General features: G+C 64.1%; 27 protein-coding genes. 13 read left to right on the forward strand and 14 right to left on the reverse strand.

Annotated elements, in window-relative coordinates; all coding sequences use genetic code 11:
- Window positions 1-15: 15 nt before the first annotated feature.
- Together KU306_RS03605 and KU306_RS03610 are read right to left on the reverse strand one after the other, a co-directional pair.
- Window positions 16-705 carry a helix-turn-helix domain-containing protein gene (locus KU306_RS03605; protein WP_007540919.1) on the reverse strand — a complete coding sequence of 230 codons (690 nt, stop codon included), beginning with the start codon at window positions 703-705 and terminating at the stop codon, window positions 16-18.
- Between the two features lie 187 nt (window positions 706-892).
- Window positions 893-1801, reverse strand: coding sequence for a DUF8155 domain-containing protein (locus KU306_RS03610; RefSeq protein WP_258302903.1), 909 nt, complete (start codon window positions 1799-1801; stop codon window positions 893-895).
- A 54-nt stretch (window positions 1802-1855) separates the two neighbouring features.
- Here KU306_RS03610 and KU306_RS03615 point away from each other — a divergent pair, with 54 nt between their 5' ends.
- Together KU306_RS03615 and KU306_RS03620 are read left to right on the forward strand one after the other, a co-directional pair.
- A complete protein-coding gene (locus KU306_RS03615; RefSeq protein ID WP_258302904.1) occupies window positions 1856-2566 on the forward strand; it encodes a lipoate--protein ligase family protein in 711 nt (236 codons plus the stop codon).
- A 69-nt stretch (window positions 2567-2635) separates the two neighbouring features.
- Complete coding sequence (locus tag KU306_RS03620; protein WP_258302905.1) at window positions 2636-3925, forward strand: dihydroorotase; 1290 nt, start codon at window positions 2636-2638, stop codon at window positions 3923-3925.
- An 18-nt stretch (window positions 3926-3943) separates the two neighbouring features.
- On the opposite strand, the gene KU306_RS03625 is transcribed toward KU306_RS03620, so the two are convergent.
- Window positions 3944-4402 (reverse strand): hypothetical protein, encoded by a 459-nt coding sequence (locus tag KU306_RS03625; protein WP_007540911.1) that lies wholly within the window; start codon window positions 4400-4402, stop codon window positions 3944-3946.
- A gap of 99 nt (window positions 4403-4501) precedes the next feature.
- Between KU306_RS03625 and KU306_RS03630 the strand changes: the two genes are divergently transcribed.
- Entirely contained in the window at window positions 4502-5023 is a 522-nt protein-coding gene (locus tag KU306_RS03630; protein ID WP_007540909.1) for a DUF7529 family protein, read from the forward strand.
- Here the strand turns inward: KU306_RS03630 and KU306_RS03635 are convergent.
- Window positions 5020-5757: a DUF5806 family protein gene (locus KU306_RS03635; RefSeq protein WP_258302906.1), complete on the reverse strand. Its 738-nt coding sequence runs from the start codon at window positions 5755-5757 to the stop codon at window positions 5020-5022. The genes KU306_RS03630 and KU306_RS03635 overlap by 4 nt on opposite strands.
- A 111-nt stretch (window positions 5758-5868) precedes the next feature.
- Between KU306_RS03635 and KU306_RS03640 the strand changes: the two genes are divergently transcribed.
- Window positions 5869-6237 (forward strand): universal stress protein, encoded by a 369-nt coding sequence (locus tag KU306_RS03640; protein WP_007540905.1) that lies wholly within the window; start codon window positions 5869-5871, stop codon window positions 6235-6237.
- Window positions 6234-6776 (forward strand): GNAT family N-acetyltransferase, encoded by a 543-nt coding sequence (locus tag KU306_RS03645; protein WP_007540902.1) that lies wholly within the window; start codon window positions 6234-6236, stop codon window positions 6774-6776. Before KU306_RS03640 ends, KU306_RS03645 begins: the two co-directional genes overlap by 4 nt.
- 18 nt (window positions 6777-6794) lie before the next feature.
- On the opposite strand, the gene KU306_RS03650 is transcribed toward KU306_RS03645, so the two are convergent.
- Window positions 6795-7250, reverse strand: coding sequence for a universal stress protein (locus tag KU306_RS03650; RefSeq protein ID WP_007540900.1), 456 nt, complete (start codon window positions 7248-7250; stop codon window positions 6795-6797).
- Window positions 7251-7369: 119 nt separating this feature from the next.
- Between KU306_RS03650 and KU306_RS03655 the strand changes: the two genes are divergently transcribed.
- Both KU306_RS03655 and KU306_RS03660 read left to right on the forward strand, forming a co-directional pair.
- The gene (locus tag KU306_RS03655; RefSeq protein WP_241429824.1) at window positions 7370-7855 is read left to right on the forward strand and encodes a universal stress protein; all 486 of its coding nucleotides are present in this window, start codon (window positions 7370-7372) and stop codon (window positions 7853-7855) included.
- Between the two features lie 53 nt (window positions 7856-7908).
- Window positions 7909-9216 carry a DHH family phosphoesterase gene (locus tag KU306_RS03660; RefSeq protein WP_258302907.1) on the forward strand — a complete coding sequence of 436 codons (1308 nt, stop codon included), beginning with the start codon at window positions 7909-7911 and terminating at the stop codon, window positions 9214-9216.
- Window positions 9217-9240: 24 nt separating this feature from the next.
- On the opposite strand, the gene KU306_RS03665 is transcribed toward KU306_RS03660, so the two are convergent.
- The 7 genes from KU306_RS03665 to KU306_RS03695 form a co-directional block, all read right to left on the reverse strand.
- Window positions 9241-9669 (reverse strand): DUF5807 family protein, encoded by a 429-nt coding sequence (locus KU306_RS03665; protein ID WP_258302908.1) that lies wholly within the window; start codon window positions 9667-9669, stop codon window positions 9241-9243.
- Window positions 9670-9752: 83 nt separating this feature from the next.
- The gene (gene phnE / locus KU306_RS03670; RefSeq protein ID WP_007540892.1) at window positions 9753-10571 is read right to left on the reverse strand and encodes a phosphonate ABC transporter, permease protein PhnE; all 819 of its coding nucleotides are present in this window, start codon (window positions 10569-10571) and stop codon (window positions 9753-9755) included.
- The gene (gene phnE, locus KU306_RS03675; protein WP_258302909.1) at window positions 10572-11384 is read right to left on the reverse strand and encodes a phosphonate ABC transporter, permease protein PhnE; all 813 of its coding nucleotides are present in this window, start codon (window positions 11382-11384) and stop codon (window positions 10572-10574) included.
- 3 nt (window positions 11385-11387) lie between these two features.
- The gene (phnC, locus tag KU306_RS03680) at window positions 11388-12182 is read right to left on the reverse strand and encodes a phosphonate ABC transporter ATP-binding protein (protein WP_007540888.1); all 795 of its coding nucleotides are present in this window, start codon (window positions 12180-12182) and stop codon (window positions 11388-11390) included.
- Between the two features lie 18 nt (window positions 12183-12200).
- On the reverse strand, window positions 12201-13289 hold the full coding sequence (gene phnD / locus KU306_RS03685; protein ID WP_007540887.1) for a phosphate/phosphite/phosphonate ABC transporter substrate-binding protein: 1089 nt from the start codon (window positions 13287-13289) through the stop codon (window positions 12201-12203).
- Between the two features lie 266 nt (window positions 13290-13555).
- Entirely contained in the window at window positions 13556-13993 is a 438-nt protein-coding gene (locus KU306_RS03690; protein ID WP_258302910.1) for a DUF7112 family protein, read from the reverse strand.
- Between the two features lie 24 nt (window positions 13994-14017).
- The gene (locus tag KU306_RS03695; RefSeq protein ID WP_007540883.1) at window positions 14018-14419 is read right to left on the reverse strand and encodes a 30S ribosomal protein S6e; all 402 of its coding nucleotides are present in this window, start codon (window positions 14417-14419) and stop codon (window positions 14018-14020) included.
- A 156-nt stretch (window positions 14420-14575) separates the two neighbouring features.
- Here KU306_RS03695 and KU306_RS03700 point away from each other — a divergent pair, with 156 nt between their 5' ends.
- Window positions 14576-14923: a rubrerythrin-like domain-containing protein gene (locus tag KU306_RS03700; RefSeq protein WP_007540880.1), complete on the forward strand. Its 348-nt coding sequence runs from the start codon at window positions 14576-14578 to the stop codon at window positions 14921-14923.
- Here the strand turns inward: KU306_RS03700 and KU306_RS03705 are convergent, their stop codons facing one another.
- The gene (locus KU306_RS03705) at window positions 14924-15493 is read right to left on the reverse strand and encodes a high-potential iron-sulfur protein (protein ID WP_007540878.1); all 570 of its coding nucleotides are present in this window, start codon (window positions 15491-15493) and stop codon (window positions 14924-14926) included. It abuts the gene before it with no gap.
- A 215-nt stretch (window positions 15494-15708) separates the two neighbouring features.
- Between KU306_RS03705 and KU306_RS03710 the strand changes: the two genes are divergently transcribed.
- The gene (locus KU306_RS03710; protein WP_258302911.1) at window positions 15709-16962 is read left to right on the forward strand and encodes an RNA-guided endonuclease InsQ/TnpB family protein; all 1254 of its coding nucleotides are present in this window, start codon (window positions 15709-15711) and stop codon (window positions 16960-16962) included.
- A 58-nt stretch (window positions 16963-17020) separates the two neighbouring features.
- Here KU306_RS03710 and KU306_RS03715 read toward each other — a convergent pair whose 3' ends face one another.
- Window positions 17021-18121, reverse strand: coding sequence for an aminopeptidase (locus tag KU306_RS03715; RefSeq protein WP_258302912.1), 1101 nt, complete (start codon window positions 18119-18121; stop codon window positions 17021-17023).
- Between the two features lie 87 nt (window positions 18122-18208).
- On the opposite strand from KU306_RS03715, the gene KU306_RS03720 reads away from it, so the two are divergent.
- The 4 genes from KU306_RS03720 (at window position 18209) to KU306_RS03735 (ending at window position 22434) form a co-directional block, all read left to right on the forward strand.
- Complete coding sequence (locus tag KU306_RS03720; protein WP_258302913.1) at window positions 18209-19078, forward strand: ATP-grasp domain-containing protein; 870 nt, start codon at window positions 18209-18211, stop codon at window positions 19076-19078.
- A 62-nt stretch (window positions 19079-19140) separates the two neighbouring features.
- Entirely contained in the window at window positions 19141-20040 is a 900-nt protein-coding gene (gene gnd, locus KU306_RS03725) for a phosphogluconate dehydrogenase (NAD(+)-dependent, decarboxylating) (protein WP_007540872.1), read from the forward strand.
- Between the two features lie 169 nt (window positions 20041-20209).
- Entirely contained in the window at window positions 20210-20794 is a 585-nt protein-coding gene (locus tag KU306_RS03730; protein ID WP_007540870.1) for a 2Fe-2S iron-sulfur cluster-binding protein, read from the forward strand.
- A 173-nt stretch (window positions 20795-20967) separates the two neighbouring features.
- Window positions 20968-22434, forward strand: a complete 1467-nt coding sequence (locus tag KU306_RS03735) for an MATE family efflux transporter (RefSeq protein ID WP_309138740.1) — start codon at window positions 20968-20970, stop codon at window positions 22432-22434.

The following is a 22434-nucleotide window of genomic DNA, read 5'->3' on the forward strand; positions in this document are numbered from 1 at the left end:
TCCTACGTGAGCGTCTCAGTCAGACCCAACCTGGCTAGTCGGCTCGCTCGCGAGAAGTGATTCGACGACGTGTCGCGTCGCGCGACGCAGTCGTTGCGAGAGTGCCTGTTCAGAGATTCCGAGTTCGGCAGCGATTTCCGAGAGTGACGCCTCCTTCGGCGTCTCGAAATATCCCCGTTCGAACGCCAGTTGGAGCGCGTCGAGTTGCTTGTTCGAGAGCGTCCGCCGGTGCAAGCGGCGTCTGTCGACGTGACTCGGTTCGACTCGCTTGACGTCGATGTCGAGGCCGCGAGCGCGACACGCGTCGTGGAATTCAGCGGTTCGCTCGTTGGTCGGGAAGAAAATCGACAGCGTCCAGCCGTCTTTGGTCCCTTCCATGCGACGGACGATGCCGTCGAAGTCCCGAATAGTCGAGATGACGTTTTCTTCTTCGGACCGCCACCAGCAGCGATAGAGACGCTCGTTCGAGTCTGCGGCGATTAGCTCGAACCGCTCGACACCGGGGTGTGTATCCAGACACTCGTCGACGAGTGGAGCGTCGCTTCCGAGCGCGACGAAGTAGGGAACTGGCTCACTCGACGTCGGAATCCCACCGACGAACTGAATCTGGAGGTCGTCGGTCTCGGCGAGTATCGACCCGAGGTGCACTCCGTCGAGTGAGAACCCAAGTTCCACTTCGTACCCTGTTCCTGCGTCCGCACCCATTACGGACCGGACCCCAGTTCGAGTTCAGCCGTCTCTGGAGGTGTCTCTGCCCACCACATCGATATCGGCCTTTAGCGACTAACATACCATATCATTACCGGTAAGAAACTGCCAGCACGTTTGTCAGACGAGTCGATTAGATTCTCGGTCGAGTCGACCGGATTCTCAGTCGGGGCGAATCAAATGCTCAGTCGAGCCGAATCGGGTTCTCACTCGGCCGAATCGTCACGGTCACGTCGTCACCGAGTTCGAACTCGTGGTCGGAACAGACCACCTTCGCGTCGAACTCGACTTGTGAGGCGAAAAGCGACAGTCCCGTGACGCGGTCGCCGTTGGCGAACACGTCGAACGACCCCCACGGAACGTCTCGTCCGTCTGTCCGACCGACCTCAGTCCCGAGAAGCGACAGTGGCGTCTCGTCAGCGACTGGCGAGAGCGTCCCGCCCAGACCGTAGTGGGCGACACCGCCGTCGAGGACCACGCCCTCGTCGCTGGCGAGACCGACGAATTCGCCCGCGCCGTGTTCGCCATTTCGAGTAGGTGCGTCCAGTCTCACGAACGTCTCGCCGACCTCGACGACGGTTCCGCGGCCGTCCCATGGAAGAGCCGACACGTCCACGTCGGCGACGACCGGAAGCGACCCCTGTGCGCGATGCGGATTCGCGTCACCCGTGCGAAAGCCGAGGTGGATGTGGTTCGAAACCCACGGGGCGAAGAAGCCGGAGCGAACGAGTCGGCCGAGTGAGTCGCCGACGGCGAGTTCGTCGCCCGCCCGGACCTCGGGAGCCACGTGGAGGATGCGCGCGACGAGGTCCTCTCGCGGGTCGGCGTCGGGCGAGCCAGCCCATCCGAGCCCCGTGGCTTCGGCGTCGACGTCGACGAGGATGAGGTACTCCTCGTCGTGCGCGTACGGTTTGTCGGGGGCGCGAACGGTTCGCGTCTCGCGGACGACGCCTGCGACTGGTGACGGGGTGCCCGACCCCGCTTCCGGGCCGTAGAGGTCGATTGCACAGCCGCTGTCGTGGGCTGGATACGGCGAGTTGTACAGCGAAAAGCGCTCGTAGCGGGTGAGCATCGACCGCGGCAGGCGCAGCATGGTCGTCGGAACGGGACGGGTGTCCTTAGGTACGTCGGGGTGTTTCGAACAGCTATGCGCGTCATCCGCGGCCGGGGGAAGACCCCCGACACCGACCGGGCGGTTACCGCCGCCATGCTCGACCAGACGGGAGCGACCGGCGAGCCGGCCTTCCGCGCGTGGACGCCCCACCGACAGATTGCGTTCGGCCGCCGCGACGCCCGCGCCGACCGCTACGACGACGCAGTCGCGGCCGCCGAGTCGCACGGGTTCCCCGCCATCGAGCGGTCGGTCGGGGGGCGCGCCGTCGCCTACACCGGGACGACAGTCGCCTTTGCCTACGCAGTTCCCCTCGACGACGCCCGCACCGGTCTCGACGACCGATACGAGGCGGCGACGACCGCTGTCGTCCGGGCGCTTCGGTCGCTCGGCGTCCACGCCCGGCGCGGCGAACCACCCGAGTCGTACTGTCCGGGCGAGCACTCGGTGCAGGCTGGCGGCAAACTCAGCGGCATCGCGCAGCGCGTCCGCAAGTCGGCCGCCCTCGTCTCCGGCGTCGTCGTCGTCACCGACCGCGACGAAATCGCCGCCGTGCTCGACCCCATCTACGACGCCCTCGACATCCCCTTCGACCCCGAGTCGGTCGGTAGCGTAGACGACGCTGGCGGCCCCGCAGACCCAGACGCGGTGTGTCGGGCGCTCGAAGACGCGTTCGTCGGCGACGCCGAGCGAGAAATCGAGGCGGCCGAAGACCTCGACGTCGAGGGCGCTGGCGACCGAGCCTAAGGGGAGATATCCACCCGCATCGTCGCCCGAACCGCCGGACTTAGGGCGTCGCACGTGGCAGCCCCACCTATGCGAATCTCGAACGCGACTCTGGCCGACGGGCGCGTGGTCGACGTGCGCGTCGAAGACGGCGAAATCGTCGCCGTGGGCGACCTCGACCCCGTCGATGGCGAATCGACCATCGACGCCGACGAGAACCTTTTGCTTCCGGGCGCTATCGACGTTCACGTCCACTTCCGCGAACCCGGCTTCGAACACAAAGAGACGTGGGAGACCGGCTCCCGAAGCGCCGCCGCGGGCGGCGTGACGACCATCGCCGACCAGCCAAACACCGACCCGACGACGACGACCGGCGAGGGCTTCGACGCGAAGGCCGACCGCGCAGCGGGCGCGTGCATCGACTACGGCATCAACGGCGGCGTCACCCCCGACTGGGACCCCGACAGTCTCTTCGACCGCCCGCTTTTCGCGCTCGGTGAAGTGTTCCTCGCCGACTCGACCGGCGACATGGGCATCGACGCTGACCTGTTCGCCTCGGCCGCCGAGCGCGCTGCCGAGGCCGGCGTCCCGGTGACCGTCCACGCCGAAGACGCGACCCTGTTCGACGAATCGGCTATCGAGGGCGACCTCGGCGGCGCGGGGCGAGACGCCGACTCCGACGCGTGGAGCGCCTACCGCCGCGCCGAGGCAGAGGCCGCCGCCGTCGAACGCGCCGTCCGCGTCGGCAGCGAATCGGGCGCGCAGATTCACATCGCCCACACGAGCACGCCCGAAGGCGTCGACGCCGCCCGCGAGGGTGGCGCGACCTGCGAAGTGACGCCGCACCACCTGTTCCTCTCGCGCGACGACTGCGACGAACTGGGCACCTACGGCCGGATGAACCCGCCACTTCGCTCCGAGGAACGCCGCGAAGCCATGTTCGAGCGTCTCGCCGACGGCCACATCGACGTGGTTGCAACCGACCACGCACCCCACACGACCGACGAGAAAGACCAGTCGCTTCTCGACGCGCCGAGTGGCGTCCCCGGCGTCGAGACGATGGTGCCGCTCCTCTTGGGGGCCGCCGTCGAGGGCGACCTGTCGCTGGAGCGCGTTCGGGACGTCGTCGCGGCCAACCCGGCCGACATCTTCGACCTGCCGCAGAAGGGCCGCATCGAGGAAGGCGCAGACGCCGACCTCGCGCTCTACGACCTCGACGCCGCCAGGGAGATTCGCGGCGACGACCTCCACTCGAAGTGCGGGTGGACGCCCTTCGAGGGCTTCACCGGCGTCTTCCCCGAGTGGACGATGGTCCGTGGCGAGACGGTCTGGGACGGCGAGGAATTCGGCGACGTCGCGGGCGAGAACGTCCGAGTGTAGGCCGACGAAGCAGCCCCATCACGCCCGGTATCGCGTCACCGCGACAGCGGCGGTTTTCCACCCGAGACCGAGGAGTATCGCCAGCGGCGCGCTCGCGATGACGAGAAACGACAGGGTGAACGCCCACTCGATGACACCGCCTGCGCCGAATCCGACGACGACGGGGGTGAGAAACGCGATGCCGCCCGCGACGGGAGCGACCAGCGCGTAGGCGAACAGCAATCGCTGTCCCCGAGCGAAGTTGATTCCGTATCCCGGACCGGGCGGGACGAGCAACCCCACTGCGGCGAGGACGAACCCCGACAGAGCGATGACGAGGAAGAAGAACCCCGCGAGTCCTTGCACGAAGCCGTCGCTCTCGGGGGGCGGCGGCGGGAGCGTGTAGACGTTCCACAGCGAGAACGCGACGAGGGCGGCACCGATGCCAGCGATGGGGAGTTGGAGCGAACCGAGAGCGACGCGGAGGGGCCGTCGCATGTGTCACGTCATCTGCAGACTGGTGTATAGGCTTTCCGTCGGCGTCCGATTGGACAAGCGAATCCTTTTCCCGTCGGACCCACCGAGACAACGACACGCATGACCGACGAGCAGACGCCGCCGCGGACGCGCGGGCCGAACGCGGGAGACCCACACGCACTCGAAGGAGTGTTGTCGTTCTGGGAGACGGTGGTCGAAGACGCGGAAGCGACCGCCGAGGAGTACGAGTCTGAAGGCTGGGAGACACTCGTCCTCCATCCCGGTGACGTAACCGTGCTCCCACCGGCGAACCTGCCGGACGCGACGGACCGCGTCGGGTTCGACGTCCTCGTACCGGGCAGCGAGTTCGAGACGCTCTCTGAGTGGGTCGAAGACACCGCGTTCGACAGGTACGACGTGTACCGCGCCCGCGAGAACGGGACGGTGTTCGCCGTCTCCGTGATTCAGGCCGCAGAAGCGGGGAAAGCCGTGGTCGTACCGCTCTACTACGCCGTGGACGCGGTGGACGTGATGGCGAAGAAGGCGCGCGAACAGGGAGAGTTACGCCTCTACGTCCGACCCGTCGAAGCAGACCGGCGCGTCGAACTCGTCCAGTCCGACCCAGACCCGCTCTTTCCTTAGTCGTCGGAGAGTTCGTCTTTTCGCAGTTCCGTGCTCGCTTCGCGCACTTCGCGCATCACGCTCGAAATCCGCTCTTCGGCTTCGAGTTCTTCTTCGACCGAGAGGTCCACGCCCTCGACTTCCAAGAGGAACTTCGCGATTTCGGTGACTTCGTACATCATCTCGTCGAGTTCCTCGGCGGTGAAGAAGCCGGACATCGCGCCGTAGAGGAACGTCGCACCCGATTTTCGAACCTTGTCGCGGAACGCCGACCGGGCCTGGTTGACCGCCTGCGGGGTGTAGGTGTCGGTCATGAAGGGGACGAGTTCGGGGAGGTTCTCGCCGATTTTCGTCATCTCGACGCCCGTCTCGGTTCGGAAGTCGGCACAGAGGCGCGCGATAGCCCACTCGCGGGCGGTCACGTAGGTCCGCTCGCGGAGGAAGTCGTTGACGCGGTCGTACTGCGCGCCGTCGACTTTCTTGAATCGGGCGTACTTCTGTACGTCCTTCGGGATGTCTGGTTCAGAGTCGGAGTCGGAGCCGGAATCAGTCTCTGCATCAGAGTCGGCCTCATCAACCATGTCGGCGTTCGAACCCGCCACCGTGTCTGCGCCCGAATTTGTCTCTGCCGGGGCGTCCATCTCGCCGTTAGTCTGCCGTCCGGCCGCTGTCTCCCCGTCGTGTGACTCGTCGGAGTCAGCGTCGGCATCGGCGTCGGCGTCCACGCCGTCAGCATCGGCGACGTCGTCTGTCATACCGCGGGCTACCGCGGCATGGCCGAAAAGCGTTCCGCGACGGTCGCTCGTGACGCCGATGGACCCGTCGGCGGGGAAGGGTTTTCAAACACCGCCGCGAGTGTAGGAGGCATGAAAGTACTGCTCGGTATCGGTGGCAGCGACGATTCCATCCGAGCGCTGGAGAAGACGGCGGAACGGGCGGCCGACACCGGCGACGACCTGACGGTCGCCATCGTCGAGAACCCGTCTGTCGAGCACTCGCGCGAGGACATCGAACAGAAAGTCACGACAGTCCTCGACGAGTTCAATCTCGACGCGCCGATTCAGCATCTCGAAGGCGACCCCGGAAGCGCACTGGTCGACAAGGCCGAAAACGAAGGCTTCGACCAACTCGTTCTCGGCGGCGGCCAGACGAGTCCGATGGGGAAGATACAGGTCGGGAGCATCGCGGAGTTCGTCCTCCTCAACTCCCACGTAACCGTTACGCTGGTACGATGAACACGCGAACCTACTCAGACGCTGTGGCAGACCCCTACGAGGCACCGCCGCTTTCGTTCACGGACCGCGAGGAGCGAACGATCGAGGTTCGGCCGTACGAGGGCGACGAGGCGGAGTTCGAAGCGCTCGTTGAGATGTACGACTCGTTCGACCCGTCAGACCGGGCGCAGGGCATCCCGCCCGGCCGGGAAGACCGCATCCGCGACTGGCTCGACAACATCCTCGACGACGAGTGTCTGAACGCCATCGCGTGGCACGGCGACGAAGTCGCAGGGCACGCGACGCTCGTCCCCGACGGAGACGCGTACGAACTCGCAATCTTCGTCCATCAAGAGTACCAGCGGGCCGGAATCGGCACGCGACTCATCAAGGCGCTGCTCGGCTACGGCCGGGAGTCCGGCGTCGAAAAGGTGTGGCTCACGGTCGAGCGATGGAACCGCGCGGCGGTGGGACTGTACAAGACGGTCGGCTTCGAGACGAGCGACGCCGAGAGCTTCGAGTTGGAGATGACGATTCGGCTCAACCCCTCCGACGAATAGGCTGGCGACCGGCGACCTTCAGACCGAAAGCACAGGCTGGCTGGCGTACAAGAGGACGTATTCGGCGGCCTTCGCCAACACCTCGCCGGGGTCTCCCGAGACGGGTTCGCGGGGGACGACGATGAAGTCTGAATCGAGTTCTTCCGCAGTGTCGAGGACGACGCTCCCGGGGTGTAGGAGCTTGCTCGTCGTCGAGAACCCGTAGGCGACCGACGTCGAGACGGAAACGTCGGCGTCGTCCGCGATTCCCGACACGGTGTCGGTGACGGCTCTGCTCTCTTCGAAAACGGCGTCCTCGTCGACGGCCCCTCGCTCGATAGCGCGGACGACGTCTTCGCCGAGGACGTGGACTGCGTGGACCGCGGCGTCGTACTCGGCCGCGATTGCGACGGCGTACTCGGCCGCGCGCGTCGCCTCCTCGCTTTGGTCGACCGGAACGAGGACGAGGTCGATAGAGAGCGGGCGCGATGGCATGTGAGCACGTCCGTCGGGGGATGACAAAAAACCACCTCACCGTGCCGGAGACCGACACCTCACGAAGACCCACACAGTCCCGGACTGGTTTTATGCCGTCCCACGAAGAACCCGTGAGCATGTTCGACACGATGGTCATCGCGACGGATGGCTCGGCGAGCGTCCGGCGGGCGGTCCGAGTCGCGCTCGACCTCGCAGAGCGGTTCGACGCGTCGGTCCACGCGCTGTACGTCATCGACGCGGGCGACGTGGAGACGGCACCGGAGCGCCTCCGAGACGAGATGCGCGATGCGTTGACCGAGCGGGGAGAAGAGGCACTCGCCGAGGTGAAAGCAGAGACGGAGCGAGACGTGACGGTCGCAGTCCGCGAAGGCCGACCCGCCGCGGAGATTTCGAACTACGCCCGCGAGGTCGATGCCGACGCTGTCGCGATGGGGACGCGCGGGCGACACGGTGAAAACCGGTTCCTCATCGGCAGCGTCGCCGAGCGCGTCGTCCGAAGCTGTCCGGTTCCCGTTCTCACGGTGCGCCAACTGGAGACCGACAAGGCCGACCCACTGCTCGACGGCGACGACGACGCGGTCGATGCGGACGAGGCGGCCTGACGGGAACCGCGGGAATCGGCAGGAGTTTTCCCCGTCGGGGGCGAGGCGCAGATATGGAAGAAGAGCTTATCGACAGTTCTCGACTCTCACTCCCCCGGAAGTCAGTGCTCCCGGGAACCGGATTCTTCTACCCCGACGACCTCGACGAAGAGCGGGCCGAAGAGCGTGCGAAAGAAAAACTCGAAGACGCCGAGGTGGCGGTCGTCACCGACACCGACGCCGACGGGCTCGGCTGTGTCGCACTCCTCCGCGAAGTCTACGACGCCGCGCTCGACGTGACTGACTTCGAGGAACGCATCGAAGACCGCCTCGCAGAAGCGCGCGGCGAGGTCGACGAAGCCGACGAGGCAGACGACGAAGAAGAAGACGACCGACCCCAGTCGCCGGTGGCGCTCATGGGGTCGAGCCCTTACTCGCTGGAAGACGACCTGCTTCGCGTCGCCGAGTACGCCCCTGAGGGCATCGACGTGTTCGTCTGTGACCTCTGTCCCGACCGCTACGAGTACGTCGAAGAAGAACTCGAAGCACTCGCCGAGGTCGCCGGGTCGATTCGCTGGTTCGACCACCACCAGTGGAAGCCCGAAGTCGCCGAACAGGTCCGTGCGGCAGGTGTAGACCTCGTTGTCGGCGAGTCCGACGAGGAGTGTTCGACCGACGTTGCCCTCCGCGAACTCGACTACGAGTTCGACGACCGGTTCGTCGAACTGGCGGCGGTCACCCGCGACCACGACCTCTGGCTGAACGAAGACGAGCGCAGTCAGGACCTCGCGGACTACGCCTACTGGACGGGCAAAGAGGAGTACGTCGCCATCGTCGGCGCGTACGGCGCAGACCTCCCCGACATCGTCGAGGAGTACATCGCCCACCGCCGGGTCGAAAAGGAGAACCTCATCGAGACGGCCGTCTCGCGGGCTGAGTTCAAATCGGTCGGCGACTGGACCGTCGGTATCACCTACGGCCGCTGTTCGCAGAACGAAGTCGCGGACGCGCTCCGTGAGGAAGGTGCCGACGCCGCAGTCATCGTCAAGCCAGCAGGCAGCGCGAGCATCCGCGGGTCTGAGGACTTCGAACGCGCTCACGAGGTCGCCGGGCTCGTCAACGGCGGCGGCCACCCTAAGGCCGCCGGGTGTAAGCCAGACATCTACGACGACATGCTCGACTACGCCCACCACTGGACGACGCAGGGTGCGACGACGAAGCGCGTCATCCTCGACGCGTTCGAGCGCGTCGCCGAGACACCTGCCGAGGGTGAGGACGAAGCAGGAGAAGACGCCGACGCTGACGCCGGTTCCGACACTGACGCAGACGCTGACGCCGAAGCTGACGCTGACGCCGAATCTGACGCCGAAACTTCGGAGTAGAATCAGTCGGCAGAGACCGGTCCCTTACGCGTCGTCGACGACCCAGCGGTCCGAGTAGGCCGTTCCGCACTCGCACTTCGCGTAGGCGTGGATGACGTCGCCCTCCTCGTAGAGGCCGCCAACTTCCTCGTTTTGCGCCTCGGCGAACGAGAAGATGAACTTCGGTTCGTGGTTCTCGTCTGTGGCAGTGTCCGGGCAGACGCCACCGCTCAGGTCGCCGTCGATGTCGCCGTCAGAGCCCATGGCGGTCTGGGCGAACTCCATCGCGTCCATGCCGGTTCCGGCCGCGAAGGCGCGGCGGCCGTTGTCGCCGGGAACGACGAGGACGTAGCCGTTTTCGACTTCTTCGCCCATATTCGGAATCTTGCCTTGGCTGTCGAGATACTCGTGGGTAAGATAGAGCGCCACGTCGTCGAGACGCTCGCCTGCGAGGAACTCGTCCAACTTGCTCATACCCGGTGTGGGGAGGCAGGCGGTAAAAGCGGCGTGTCTCCGGACGAGATGGGACGGGGAGCGACGTTCACTCCCGCCGTGACTTAGCTCACCTTGCCGCGGAGATACGCGGAGATGCCCTCGCTCACGAGGACGATTCCGAGAATCGCGATGAGGATAGTCAACACCGCGTCCCACTTGAAGTAGTTAATATTCGTCTGGAGCGCGACGCCGATGCCGCCCGCGCCGACGAATCCGATGATGGTCGACGCTCGAACGTTGATGTCCCAACGGAAGGTCGCGACGCTGATGAACGCCGGCTTAATCTGCGGGACGATGCCGTAGATGAACATCTGGAACGTCGAGGCACCGGTTGCGGAGATTGCTTCGACCGGGCCGCGGTCGATTTCTTCGATTGCTTCGCCGAGGAGTTTCGCGGTGAAGCCCACGGAGCGAACCGCAATCGCGAGCACGCCCGCGAGCGCGCCCGGACCGAACAGCACGACGAAGATGAGCGCCCAGATGATGACGTTGACAGACCGAGTGAACGAGACGATGAACTTGCCGAACAGGTACGTCCATCGGTTGGGTGTCGTGTTGCTCGCGCTGAGGAACGCCACGGGAAGCGCCATCACGATTGCGAGCGCCGTCCCGAGAATCGAGATGTTGATGGTTTCGAGAAGCGGCCCCACGATTTCGCTGGTGTAGGTGACGTTCGGCGGGTACATCCGCGTCAAGAGGTCCATCACCTCGTTCGGCGCGGACGCGACGTATCCGTAGTTGATGTCCATCGACCGCCACGCGGCGGCGAGAATCACGAGGACGCCCAGTGTGAGGAAGTAGCGGACCAGTCGCTGCCGCGTGTCGAACCGCTCCCACTCGGCACCACCGTCGGCGCCACTGAACTCGGATTTGCTCGCCATCTATTGGACCCTCCGGCGGGCGTAGGCGCTCGCGGCCTCGCCTATCATGACGATGCCGACGATGACGAGGATGATGAGCGAACTGTACTGGTAGTCGTACTTCTGGAAGGAGTTGAGGAGCGTAATCCCGATTCCGCCCGCGCCGACGATGCCGACGACGGTACTATGGCGGAGGTTGATGTCCAGTCGGTAGATGGACAGACCGATTATTCGGGGGATAATCTGCGGGAGGACGCTGTAGAGGTACACCTGCATGCGACTCCCTCCGACGGCCTCGATAGCGTCCATCTGACCGGTGTCGATGTCCTCTATCTCTTCGGAGAGAAGCTTCGCGAAGAATCCGACCGTCTTGAACGCCAGTGCCAGGACGCCCGCGAGCGGGCCGAACCCGACCGCCTTCACCATGACGATGGCGACGATGAGTTCGTGGAACGACCGCGTGACGGCGATGATGCTCCGCCCGACGAGATAGATTGGTCGCGGTGCGAGGTTGTTAGCCGCCATGAACGCCACGGGTGCGCTGACGATGATTCCGATGGTCGTGGCGATAATCGACATGAGAATACTTTCGACGATTCCCTGCACCATCAGGTCGAACTGCATCGGCGTCGCCGCCGGCGGGAGCATGTTCGAGACGAGCGTCACCCCGCCTCCGAGACCCCGGAGGAATCGGTCGGGAGAGACCCGGATGTTCCAGAAGCTATAGAGGACAAACCCCGTGATGAGGACGTAGACGACGTACTTTGTCGTCCGGTTGTAGAACGCAGTCGGGCGCTCCCACTTGCCGTCTACCGAACCGGATTGCGTTGCCATCGCTTACTCCCCCGCGTGCTGTGCACGCTCCGCTTTGGCCGCATCGCGTTCGGCACGCGATTGGCCGCCGCGGTAGATGATATCCTGTGCACGCTCGTCGAGTTCGTCCGCCGCGCCCTCGAAGACGAGTTCGCCGTCGCTCAGTCCGACGACTCGGTCGGCGTACTCGGTCGCCAAATCGACCTCGTGGATGTTGATGAGGACGGGAATGTCGTCCTCGCGAGCGATTTCGGTGAGGAGGTCCATCACTTCGACCGACGTCTCGGGGTCGAGCGCACTCGTTGGTTCGTCCACGAGGAGAATCTTGGGCCGCTGGATGACCGCACGGGCGATGCCGACGCGCTGGCGCTGTCCGCCGGATAGCTCGTCTGCGCGGTCGTTCTCGACGCCTTCGAGACCGACGCGCCGAAGAACCTCACGTGCGGTCGCGATGTCTTCGCTGTCGAAGTTTCGGCGGAAGGCGTCCCAGGTGCTCATGTAGCCGAGTCGCCCCGAGAGAACGTTCTCCATCACCGTCAGGCGCTCGACGAGGTTGAACTCCTGGTGAATCATTCCCATGTCGCGGCGCGTCTCGCGGAGTTGGGACCCCGACAGGCCGGTTATCTCGGTGTCGTCGAGCCAAATCTCACCGTCCGTCGGCTCGGTGAGCCTGTTGATACAGCGGATGAGAGTACTCTTTCCGGCCCCGCTCGGTCCGATGATGGAGACGATTTCGTTACCGCTCACGTCCATCGACAACCCCTTCAGTGCGCGGTCACCGGAGTCGTACACCTTCTCTACGTCTTTGACATGTAACATGAAAATCGTGTAGTGGCGTTATTCGCCGAGGTTGCCCGTCTCGTATTCGACGCCGTTGTTCTCCTGAATCTGGAGGATGATGTCGTAGGCAGTCGCGTAGTCGATTTCCGTGAACTTGCCGCGGCCCTCGAACGTCTCCGCAATCTTGGTGTCCGAGTAGTCGTAGTCGATGAACGCAGCGCGGATACCCTCCTGAATCTCCGGCGTGAGGTTGTACCGATACGTGAAGCTCGTCGTCGGGAACGGGTTGCTCGCCCAGACGACCTTGATTTTCGAGGGGTCGAGGTTGCCCGAGTTCGCGACGCGTGTCACACACGTACTGCAGACCGGGGCGGCGTCGTAGTCACCGTTCGCCACGCCGAGGACACTCTGTTCGTGCCCGCCGGAGTACGCGACTTCGTAGTCGTCGCCGGGGACGACGCCCTGGTTTGCGAAGAGTGCGCGGGGTGCCTGATTACCGGAGTTGGACGACGGCTCGGAATGGGCGACGCGCTTGCCCTCCAGGTCTTCGAGCGCGTCGATGTCGTCGTTGTCGGCCTGCGTCGCCAGCCAGAGACGGTAGCCGAAGTCACCTTCGTCAGAGACCTGCAGCGAGAACGGAACCGCGCCAGCGAGATTCACCGCGAAGGGCGTCGGGCCGGTGGAGAAGCCGGCGACGTGGAGCCGCTCGGAGCGCATCGCTTCGACCTGCGAGGCGTACGACTGGAGCGGGAAGTATTCGACGTCCTTGCCCGTCTCCTTGGCGATGTTGTCCATCAGCGGTTGCATGGTCGTCCGGTAGGCCGCCGGGTCCTCCGTCGGCGTCATCGCGAACGCGAGTTTGTCGGGGTCGAGAAGCTCGCTCTCGGAAGACGGCGTCTCTTTGACGGGCTCTCCGTAGCGAGGCTCCTCGCGCGTCTCCATGTTTTTCAGGTCCGAAAGCGAACCAGTCTCGAAGCCCGACTGAATCAGCGCCGCCATCGGCTGTGGGAACTCCGGATTCGCCGGGTCGAAGTCGTAGGACTTCGACGACGTGCTGTCGCCGCCAGACTCGCCACCCTCGGCACCGGAACCGCCACTGGAAGTCTGCTTGTCACCTGTGATACACCCCGAGAGACCGAAGGTCATCGCGGCTGCGGTACTGGAGAGAAGGGTACGACGAGTTGGTTCAAAATTCGGCATTACTATAAATTCACGTGAGCGACAGAACGGAGATAAATGTTGTGAATAATTATCTGGTAAAAAGTATGTTAGCAATTGTCACATATTTTGAGAGACAGGACGGAGACGAGTGGCGATAGAACACGGATTCACCGTCTGACACGCCATCACCGGGTGAGAAGCGGACGTCAGACTGAAGCGTGGGTGGGGACCTCGCCGAGCGACCGCGAACGTTACTCGTCTGACCGGCCGAACTTCTCGGCGATGTTCGAAAGCGAGTCGTTTGGGCGCTCGACGACGCGATAGACGGTCCGTACGCCGGGGACGCGAAGACCGTACTGGTAGCCCGCGTCGAGTTCGTCGAATTCGACGGCCTCGCCGGGGTCGCGGTCGTTCTCGCGACACCACTCGACGAGGCGATTTTCACCATCGCCGGGCATGCGCGCGAGGCGCTTGTTGTCGTACGCGCCGCGAATCATGAGCCCCGAGGCGTCCGACGAGACGCGAGCGTGGTACGAGGTCCCGTCGAGGTGGAGTCTGACGAAGTCGCCGTCTTCGACCGCGGCGTCGTCTGGAACGCGGAGACAGGGTCGGCGGGTGCCGCCGCTCCGCGCGAGATTCGACCGGAACGTCTGGACCGACGGATGGTCGGAGGGTAGTTGCGATGGCACGTGAGACAGAAGGGAAAAACTGCGTTACTCTTCGTCTGCTTCGTCGTCGCCCTCGCCGAAGGCGGCGGCGACGTCGCCGTCACCGGAGGCGACCTTCACGTTGATCTGGACGGTCTCTTCGTTGATTTCGCGACCGCGGACCGTGATGCGCTTGCGCTCGCCCTCGCGGGACGGGTTGAAGCCGATACCGTCCTCGGCGAGGACCTCTTTGAGGTTGCCGCCGGGGACGTCGGGGTGCATCGGGCGGCCAGCCTTGTCGGAGCCACCGGTCAGTTCGAGCGTGAAGCCGTCGAGGCCGACGGCATCGCCGTCGACCTCGTCGCCGAGGTCACGGCCGAGGAATCGGTTTGCGTCCTGTCCTTCGACGTCGACCTGGTAGGTCTCGCCGGAATCGGGGTCGGCGACGACGACCATGAATTCTGCCATGCGCGGATGAAAACGGTCGCGGATAAAAAGTACGTCGAAAGCGCGTCTCGGTCGCCTCACCCGTGAATCGGCTCGTCGCGGTCGAATTTCGGGTATTGAGGCCTAATCCATAGTATGACAACAGTTAACTTTAGACACACTGTATCCATCACCGTGATGGAGGATACCAGCACCCGCGAGTCACCGGAATTGGTCGAAGCGAAGACGCAAGCACTGGTCGAACAGAGACCGAAAGCGTTGGTCAAGCAAGGGTCGAGGGAGTTGGTCGAGGCTCGCTCGCGTGAACTCGTCGAAGCCGAACCGCGGTCTCTCGTCGAGGCCCGTCCACGAGACCTCGTCAAAGCAGCGCCGATGGAACTCGCGAAGACGGAGCCGACCGCGCTCGTCGAACGAACGTGGTACGAGTGTCCCTCGTGTGGCTACCGCTCCGGACACAGCGTCCACGAACAGTTGTGTCCGCACTGTGGTGAGGCACTGACGCACGTCGGCATCGCCGAAGAGTGATTACAGGGCGTACTCCCCGTTACCACCAGCGCCGCCCCCAGCATCGTCGTCTCCTCCATCTCCGCTTTCGCCGCCACCACCGTCTGCTTCAGCTTCCGCCTCCTCGATTGACTCCCAGAGTGAGCACCAGTCGGCGGGGTCGATGTATCCCTCGACGCGAGCACAGGCACCGAATCCGTCGCCGTTCTTGTCCGGGATGTACTCCGCGCAGTTCCCGCAGTCTTGACCCTCTTGGGCCAGTCCTGCTTCGACCGCGTCGGTTGCCTCCTGAAACTGCGTCGCCTCCTTTGTGAACAGTTCGTCGGGGTTCCGTCCCTCGTCTGCTTGCGAGAGCGCAGTCCGATACTCCTCTGGGACCGGTCCACTGACGAACTCCTCTTCGGAGACGCCTTCCGGAAGTTCCTCGTCGTGCTCGTCTCCCTCATCTTCTGCTTCGGTCGTCGTCTCCGTCGCCGTGGTGGTCGTCTCCGCTTGCTCGCCATCGCCACCGAGACAGCCAGCGAGGCTCACCACAGTGCCACTGCCAGCGAGGTGGAGAAATCGGCGTCGTGTTTCGTCAGAAACTGACATGTGAGGAGCTAGCCACCGAGCCGATTTTAGTAGGAAGTGTGTTACCAAACAGCATCTACTCGGCGTAGCTCACACAGAGTCAAGGAGGAAGCCCACGGCTTTAGCCGTGGGAGGAATCCGACAACCCTCGAATCAAACCACGAGCAATAGCAGTCTGACTCCCCCACGCCAGTCGTAGAATTTATAAAAAAACCACCCTGTATGTGAATTTACAGATGGAGGTTAAGCGAACCGTTCCGGTCAAACTCTCGGTTCCCGACGACCGAGAGGACGACCTCCATCAGACCATCGAGCAGTTCAACCACGCCTGCAACTACACCGTCCAACACGGTAGGAACGACGACGGCTACCTCATCTGCAACAAGTCGAAGATACACGACGAAGTGTACCACGACTTGCGAGACGAGACAGACCTCCCCGCGAACCTCTGTGTCCGGGCGTACTCGAAAGCCGTCGAGTCGATGAAATCTACCGTCGCAGACTGGAAGAAGGGCAACAGCCGACCGCTCCCCCGATTCAACGAGCCGTCCGCCGTCTACGACAAACGAACGCTGACTATCAAAGACAGGTCGGCCACTCTCTCCACCATCCACGGGCGAGTCGCCGTGGACTACGTTCTCGGAGACTACCAGAAGTCCTACCTCGATGATGACGACTACGAGAGGCGGATGGGGACGCTCCACTACCGCGAGGACGAGGATGCGTTCTACCTCCACATCGTCATCAAGAATGAGGTCGAAGAACGCGACGGTGACAAGGTACTGGGTGTGGACTTGAACCTGAAGAACGTCGCCGTGACGAGTACGGGGTCGTTCTACGATGGTGGCGAACTGTTGTGGGGTCAGAACCACTACTTCCGCGTGCGCCGTAGCCTTCAGCACAAAGGCACTCGTTCCGCTAAGCAGGTACTCCGGCGACTGTCGGGGCGAGAAAACCGCTTCGTGCTGAATCGCCTGCACACTATTTCTCGACGCATCGTGGAGGAAGCCGACGCCCACGACTGTTCGTACATCGCCGTCGAACGATTGACCCACATCCGCGAGCGGATGGATAACAGGAACGACCAAGTGACGCGTCAGCTGCACAACTGGGCGTTCCGTGAATTCCAAGAGATGCTCACGTACAAGGCCAGCGAGTACGGAATCGGCGTCGAGCAGATACCGCCCGCGTTTACGAGTCAGACCTGCTCGAAGTGCGGGCATCAGTCCAGCACGAACCGCAACTCGGACGGGTGGTTCGAGTGCAACGAGTGTGGCTACTCGGTTGACGGCGACTACAACGCAGCGAAGAACATCGGTCTCAAGTTGCTAACTTTACCATCGGGCAAACGTCCCGATGGGTTGGGCGACGGTCATCTCGCCCTCAAGTCTGGGACGCTGAACGGGAACGGCGATTACACCGCCTACGATGTTTCGTCGTCAGACCGGGAGTCCACGGACAAGCCCACGACTGAAGTCGTGGGTCGATGACAAACGCTATCCTAATCGAGAAACACGAGACAGGTGACGTGTCGGCGAGTGGGGTGGGTTACCCGTCGAACCCGTCTTCCCACCGGAAGACGCCGTTTCGCTGGACGACGTCGCCGTCGACCTCGACGAACGAGTCTTCGCTCATATCCGTAATCATGTCCACGTGGACCGCAGACTGGTTTCCGTCCTCGCCCTCGGGGAGACACGACCCGTAGGCGCGACCCACCGCGAGGTGGATGGTGTCGCCCATCTTCTCGTCGAAGAGGATGCTGTCGGTAAAGCGGTCGATGCCGCGGTTCATGCCGATACCGAGTTCGCCGAGGCGACGTGCGCCCTCGTCGGTGTCGAGGATACCGGCGAGCGCCGCTTCGCCCGCGCCCGCGGAGAAGTCCACGACTTCGCCCCCTTCGAACGTGAGGTGGACGTTCTCGACGCGCTGGCCTTCGAGCGTCATCGGTACGTCGAAGAACACCTCGCCCTCGACGGCGTCTTCGACGGGGGCAGTGAACACCTCGCCCGACGGGAGGTTGTGCGAATCGTATGCGACGGAGGCGGCGGAGTTGACCGCGGTCCGGCCCTCGATAGACATCGTGAGGTCGGTGTCTTCCTTGACGATGCGGACCTCGGAGCCGTCGTCGAGAATCTCCTTCATGTTCGCCATCTCGTCGGCGAGTTTCTCCCAGTCGCGGAGGACCGCGTCGTAGACGAAGTCGGCGTACTCTTCGTAGGACATCCCGGCCTGCTGAGCCATCGCGCGGGTTGGGTGGACCGTCGAGACCCAGTCGGCGTCCATGCGCGCCTCGCGCACCTCGCTGGCGGCACGGTTGTAGGCCTGTCGCGTCTCTGTCGGCACGTCGGCCGTCGCCGCCGTGTTTCGCGTGCCGCCGAGGAAGAGCACCGAGTCGGCCGCCTCGTAGAGGGCGAGTTCGTGTTCGGGGAGTTCGAAGTCGCCGTCGTGGGCGTGGAGGTACGCCCGCTGAATCTCCTCTGAGGAGTACGTCGTCACGACGTTCGCGCCGCGCTCGCCGAGGGCTTCAGCGACGGCGACCGCGAGGTCGTGGGCACCTTCGCCGACCGACACGACCACGTCGTCGCCGGCCTCAATTCGCGCGCTCCAATCGACGAGCACCGCGGCGTGCTCGTGGATGCGTTCGTCCATACCGGCCCCTCGCGCGGCCCGGTAAAAACCTCGGCGTCTGCCGTTGCTGACGGAACGTTTATCGCTAGTCACACGTCACCATTTGTCGTGACTACTCTCGCCCTCGCCACCTGTGCCGACCTCCCCTCGCTCGTCGACGACGACGCCTCGTTCCTCGCGGCGCTTCGCGACCGGGGCGTGACAGCCGACCCGGTCGTCTGGTCCGACGACTCGGTCGAGTGGAGCGACTACGACGCCGTCGTCGTTCGGTCGATTTGGGACTACTACAGGCGGCCGGCGGCGTTCGACGACTGGGTCGACACCCTTTCTGACGCCGACTGCGACGTGTGGAACCACCCGGACATGCTGCGGTGGAACGGCCACAAGTTCTACTTGCGCGATTTGGAAGCGCGAGGCGTCTCGACACTGCCGACCGAGTACGTCGACTCCGGTGGCGACGTGGACCTCGGGAGCGTCTTCGACCGCCGAGGGTGGGACGAACTTATCGTCAAGCCCGCCGTGAGCGCCGGGGCGTTCGAGACGAAGCGCATCCCCCGCGACGCGGCCGCCGACGAGCAGTCGTGGGTCGACGACCTCGTCGCGCAAAAAGACGTGCTCGTCCAAGCGTTCGCTCCCGACATCACCGACGGCGAGTGGTCGCTCGTGTTCTTCGGCGGCGAGTACAGCCACGCGGTGGTCAAGCGTCCCGAAGCCGGCGATTACCGTGTCCAAGAGAAACACGGCGGGAGCGTCCACGTCGAGACGCCCGGTGAGGGACTGCTCAGACAGGCCGGTGACGTGGTTGACGCGGTCGCCGACGAGGTGGGTGAAGAACCACTGTACGCGCGGGTCGATGGCGTCGAGCGCGACGGCGACTTCCAACTTCTGGAAGTCGAACTCATCGAACCGGAGTTGTTCTTCAGGGTCGACTCGGCGGCCGGTGAGAGATTCGCCGAGACGATTCTCGAACGGGTCTGACGGCGTTCTCTCACGGGCGGGAAACCACAACCACTACCTCCCCCCGAATCGGAGTCCGTCGCATGCAACTAGGCGTCATCGGCCTCGGCCGGATGGGGCGCATCGTCGTCGACAGAGTGCTCGATGCCGGGCACGACGTCGTCGCGTTCGACCTCTCCGAAGAGGCAGTCGCGGCGGCCGCCGACGCGGGTGCAGAGCCCGCCGACAGCGTCGCCGACCTCGCAGACCGACTCGGCGACGACAAACGAATCTGGCTCATGGTCCCCGCGGGCGACGCGGTGGACGCGACCCTCGACGACCTCGACCCTCACCTCGACGAGAACGACGTGGTCGTCGACGGCGGCAACTCCCACTTCGAGAAGTCGGTTCGTCGCGCAGAGGCCTGCTCCGCGGCGTACCTCGATTGCGGTACCTCCGGCGGCCCCGCCGGTGCCGAACTCGGCTTCTCGCTCATGATTGGCGGCCCGCAGTGGGCCTACGACGAGATGACGCCCGTCTTCGACGCCGTCGCGACCGGTCCCGACGGCCACGACCGAATGGGCGAATCCGGCTCCGGTCACTACGTGAAGATGGTCCACAACGGCGTCGAGTACGTCCTCATGCAGGCCTACGGCGAAGGCTTCGAACTCCTCGCCGAGGGGCGCTACGACCTCGACCTCGAATCCGTTTCGCGCACGTGGAACAACGGCGCAGTCATTCGCTCGTGGCTGCTCGAACTCTGCGAAGAGGCCTTCCGCGAGGAAGGAACCGACCTCGGCGACGTGGACGACCACATCGCCGGTGGCTCGACGGGAACGTGGACGGTTCAGGAAGCCCTCGAACAGGAAGTCCCCGTCCCGCTTATCTACCAGTCGCTGGCCGAGCGGTTCGGCTCCCGCGCCGACGACCGCTTCTCGCGCCGTCTCGCGAACCGCCTCCGCTACGGGTTCGGTCGCCACGAAGTCGCCCGAAAAGACGAATAACGCGTTCAGTCGCGGGCGTGGTCGCAGACAGACCACACACCCGACCGCGTAGGTCGCCCACTATATTTTGGGAATTTACCGGAGAGCGCCCGCAGCGTCGCAATAATCGCCGTCGGAGGCCGCCGACATAATCACAATTTCCTTAACCCCTCACTCCATATCCGCCCTCATGGCAGTCATCAGTCTGGTGGGTGTCGGGGCCGGATTGGTCCTGGTACTCCTCACCGTCGCCCTGCACTTCTCGAAGGGGACCGGTTGGGAGCCGACCGCCGACATCACACAGGAGGTCCTCGAGCGCCGTGCGGCGACCGTTCCAGAGACTGACTTCCCCGAGCCGATGAACCGGTCTATCGGTGGCGGCGGAGTCGCTGGCGCAGTCGCTGGTGGCGAGGAAGGTGGCGAACTCGAAGGCGACGAGGCCGCCGAAGAAGAACAGAGCCCCGCCGACATGCCCGAAGACGAAGTCGAATACTTCGAAGTCGAGTTCGTCAAACAGGGCGAGACCATCGAACTCGCGAGCAACGAGACGGTGCTCGACCAGGGTGAAGACGCCGGGATGGACCTCCCGTACGCGTGTCGCCAGGGACAGTGTGTCTCTTGCGCCGGGAAGATTACCGACGGTCCCGCCGACGAGTACGTCACCCACTTCAAACAGGAGACGCTCTCTGACGACGAGATGGACAACGGGTACACCCTGACTTGCGTGGCCTACCCGAAGGCCGACTTCTCCATCGAAACCGGCGAAGCGCCGTAACGTCTCGAACCCACCACTCGCTTTTCTCGCTGCCTCCTGCCGAGTCGTGACTCGCGTCTGCGCACTCGTCTGTGTGACGCCAGTCGCCGACGCGTCGCTGGATTCGCGTCGAACCGGCAGCCCGTACCACCTATCGACGCTTTGAAACGCACACCCCGTGTTTCAGAGTATCTGTGTCTGTCCCCGAAGGAGGTTCCCTCACCGAAGGTGACCTCAAACGTCCGATGTTCGCCCTCGCGTGGCCGATTATCGTCACCGAACTCCTTCAGGTGGCGTACAACCTCGCCGACACGGTGTGGCTCGGCCGCCTCTCGACCGACGCCGTCGCCGCCATCAGCCTCGCGTTCCCGCTTATCTTCCTCCTCATCTCCGTCGGTGGCGGATTCACTGTCGCCGGAAGCACGCTCGTCGCGCAGTACACCGGCGCGAAGAGCGAAGGCTCCGCCGGAACCGTCGCCGGGCAGACGCTCTCGTTTATCACCGTCATCGCAATCACCGTCGGTGTCATCGGCTTTTTCGCCACCGACGCGATGCTCGGCATCCTCCCGAGTTCGCCCGGCACCGCCGGGCAGGTCATTCCGCTGGCTGGCGACTACATGCGGGTGTTCTTCCTCGGCTTGCCGTTCCTCTTCGGCTTTTTCGTCTTCTCGGCGCTCATGCGCGGCTACGGCAACACCCGCGCCCCGATGGTCGTGATGTTCATCAGCGTCGTCATCAACGTCCTCATCGACCCCATCTTCATCTTCGGCTTCGAGTCGAACCCGCTGTTCGGGATGTTCGGCCTCCGAAGTCTCGAATCGACGCTCTTTGCGGCGACCGCATTCGACGGCTACGGCGTCACCGGTGCGGCGATAGCGACCGTCCTCTCCCGTGCCGTCGCCACCGTCATCGGCATCTACATCATCTTCGGCACCTCCGCCGGTCCCGACGTCCAGCTTTCGGACTTCCGCCCGCAACTGAAGTTCATCAAGAAAATCGTCAGTATCGGCGTCCCGAGCGCTATCGAGCAGTCGGCGACCGCCCTCGGATTCATCACTCTCACCGCGATGGTCGTCACCTTCGCCCCTGAGGTCGTCGCTGCCTTCGGCCTCGGCAACCGGCTCACGTCGCTCGTGTTCCTCCCCGCGCTCGGACTCGGCCGTGCGACGAACACTATCGTCGGCCAGAACTTGGGCGCACAGAAACCCGAACGCGCAGAGAGTGCTGTCTGGCTGGCGGCGAAAGTCGGCGCGAGCGTCATGGTCGTCACCGGTGTCCTCGCGTACATCTTCGCCGAGCCAGTGGTCGCGTTCTTCATCTCCACCGGGACTCAGTCGGCCGCCCAGACTATCGACCTCGGCGTCGAGTACGTCCGCATTCGCGCCTTCGAATTCGGCTTCATCGGCGTCCTGCAGGTCGTTCTCGGCGCGTACCGCGGGGCCGGGAACACGAAGACTGCGCTCACGTTCTCGATGCTGGCGCTCTGGCTTGGCCGCATCCCCACTGTGTATCTGCTGTCGTTCCAATTCGGCTTCGCCGAAACCGGTATCTGGCTGGGGATGGCTGTCGGGCAGATTATCGGGGCGATTGCGGCCACGGCGTGGTTCACCCGCGGCACGTGGAAACAGAGCGTCGTCGACGCCGACCCGACTCCCGCGTAA

Origin of the sequence: Haloferax larsenii (assembly GCF_024730625.1) — an archaeon.
GTDB lineage: Archaea > Halobacteriota > Halobacteria > Halobacteriales > Haloferacaceae > Haloferax > Haloferax larsenii.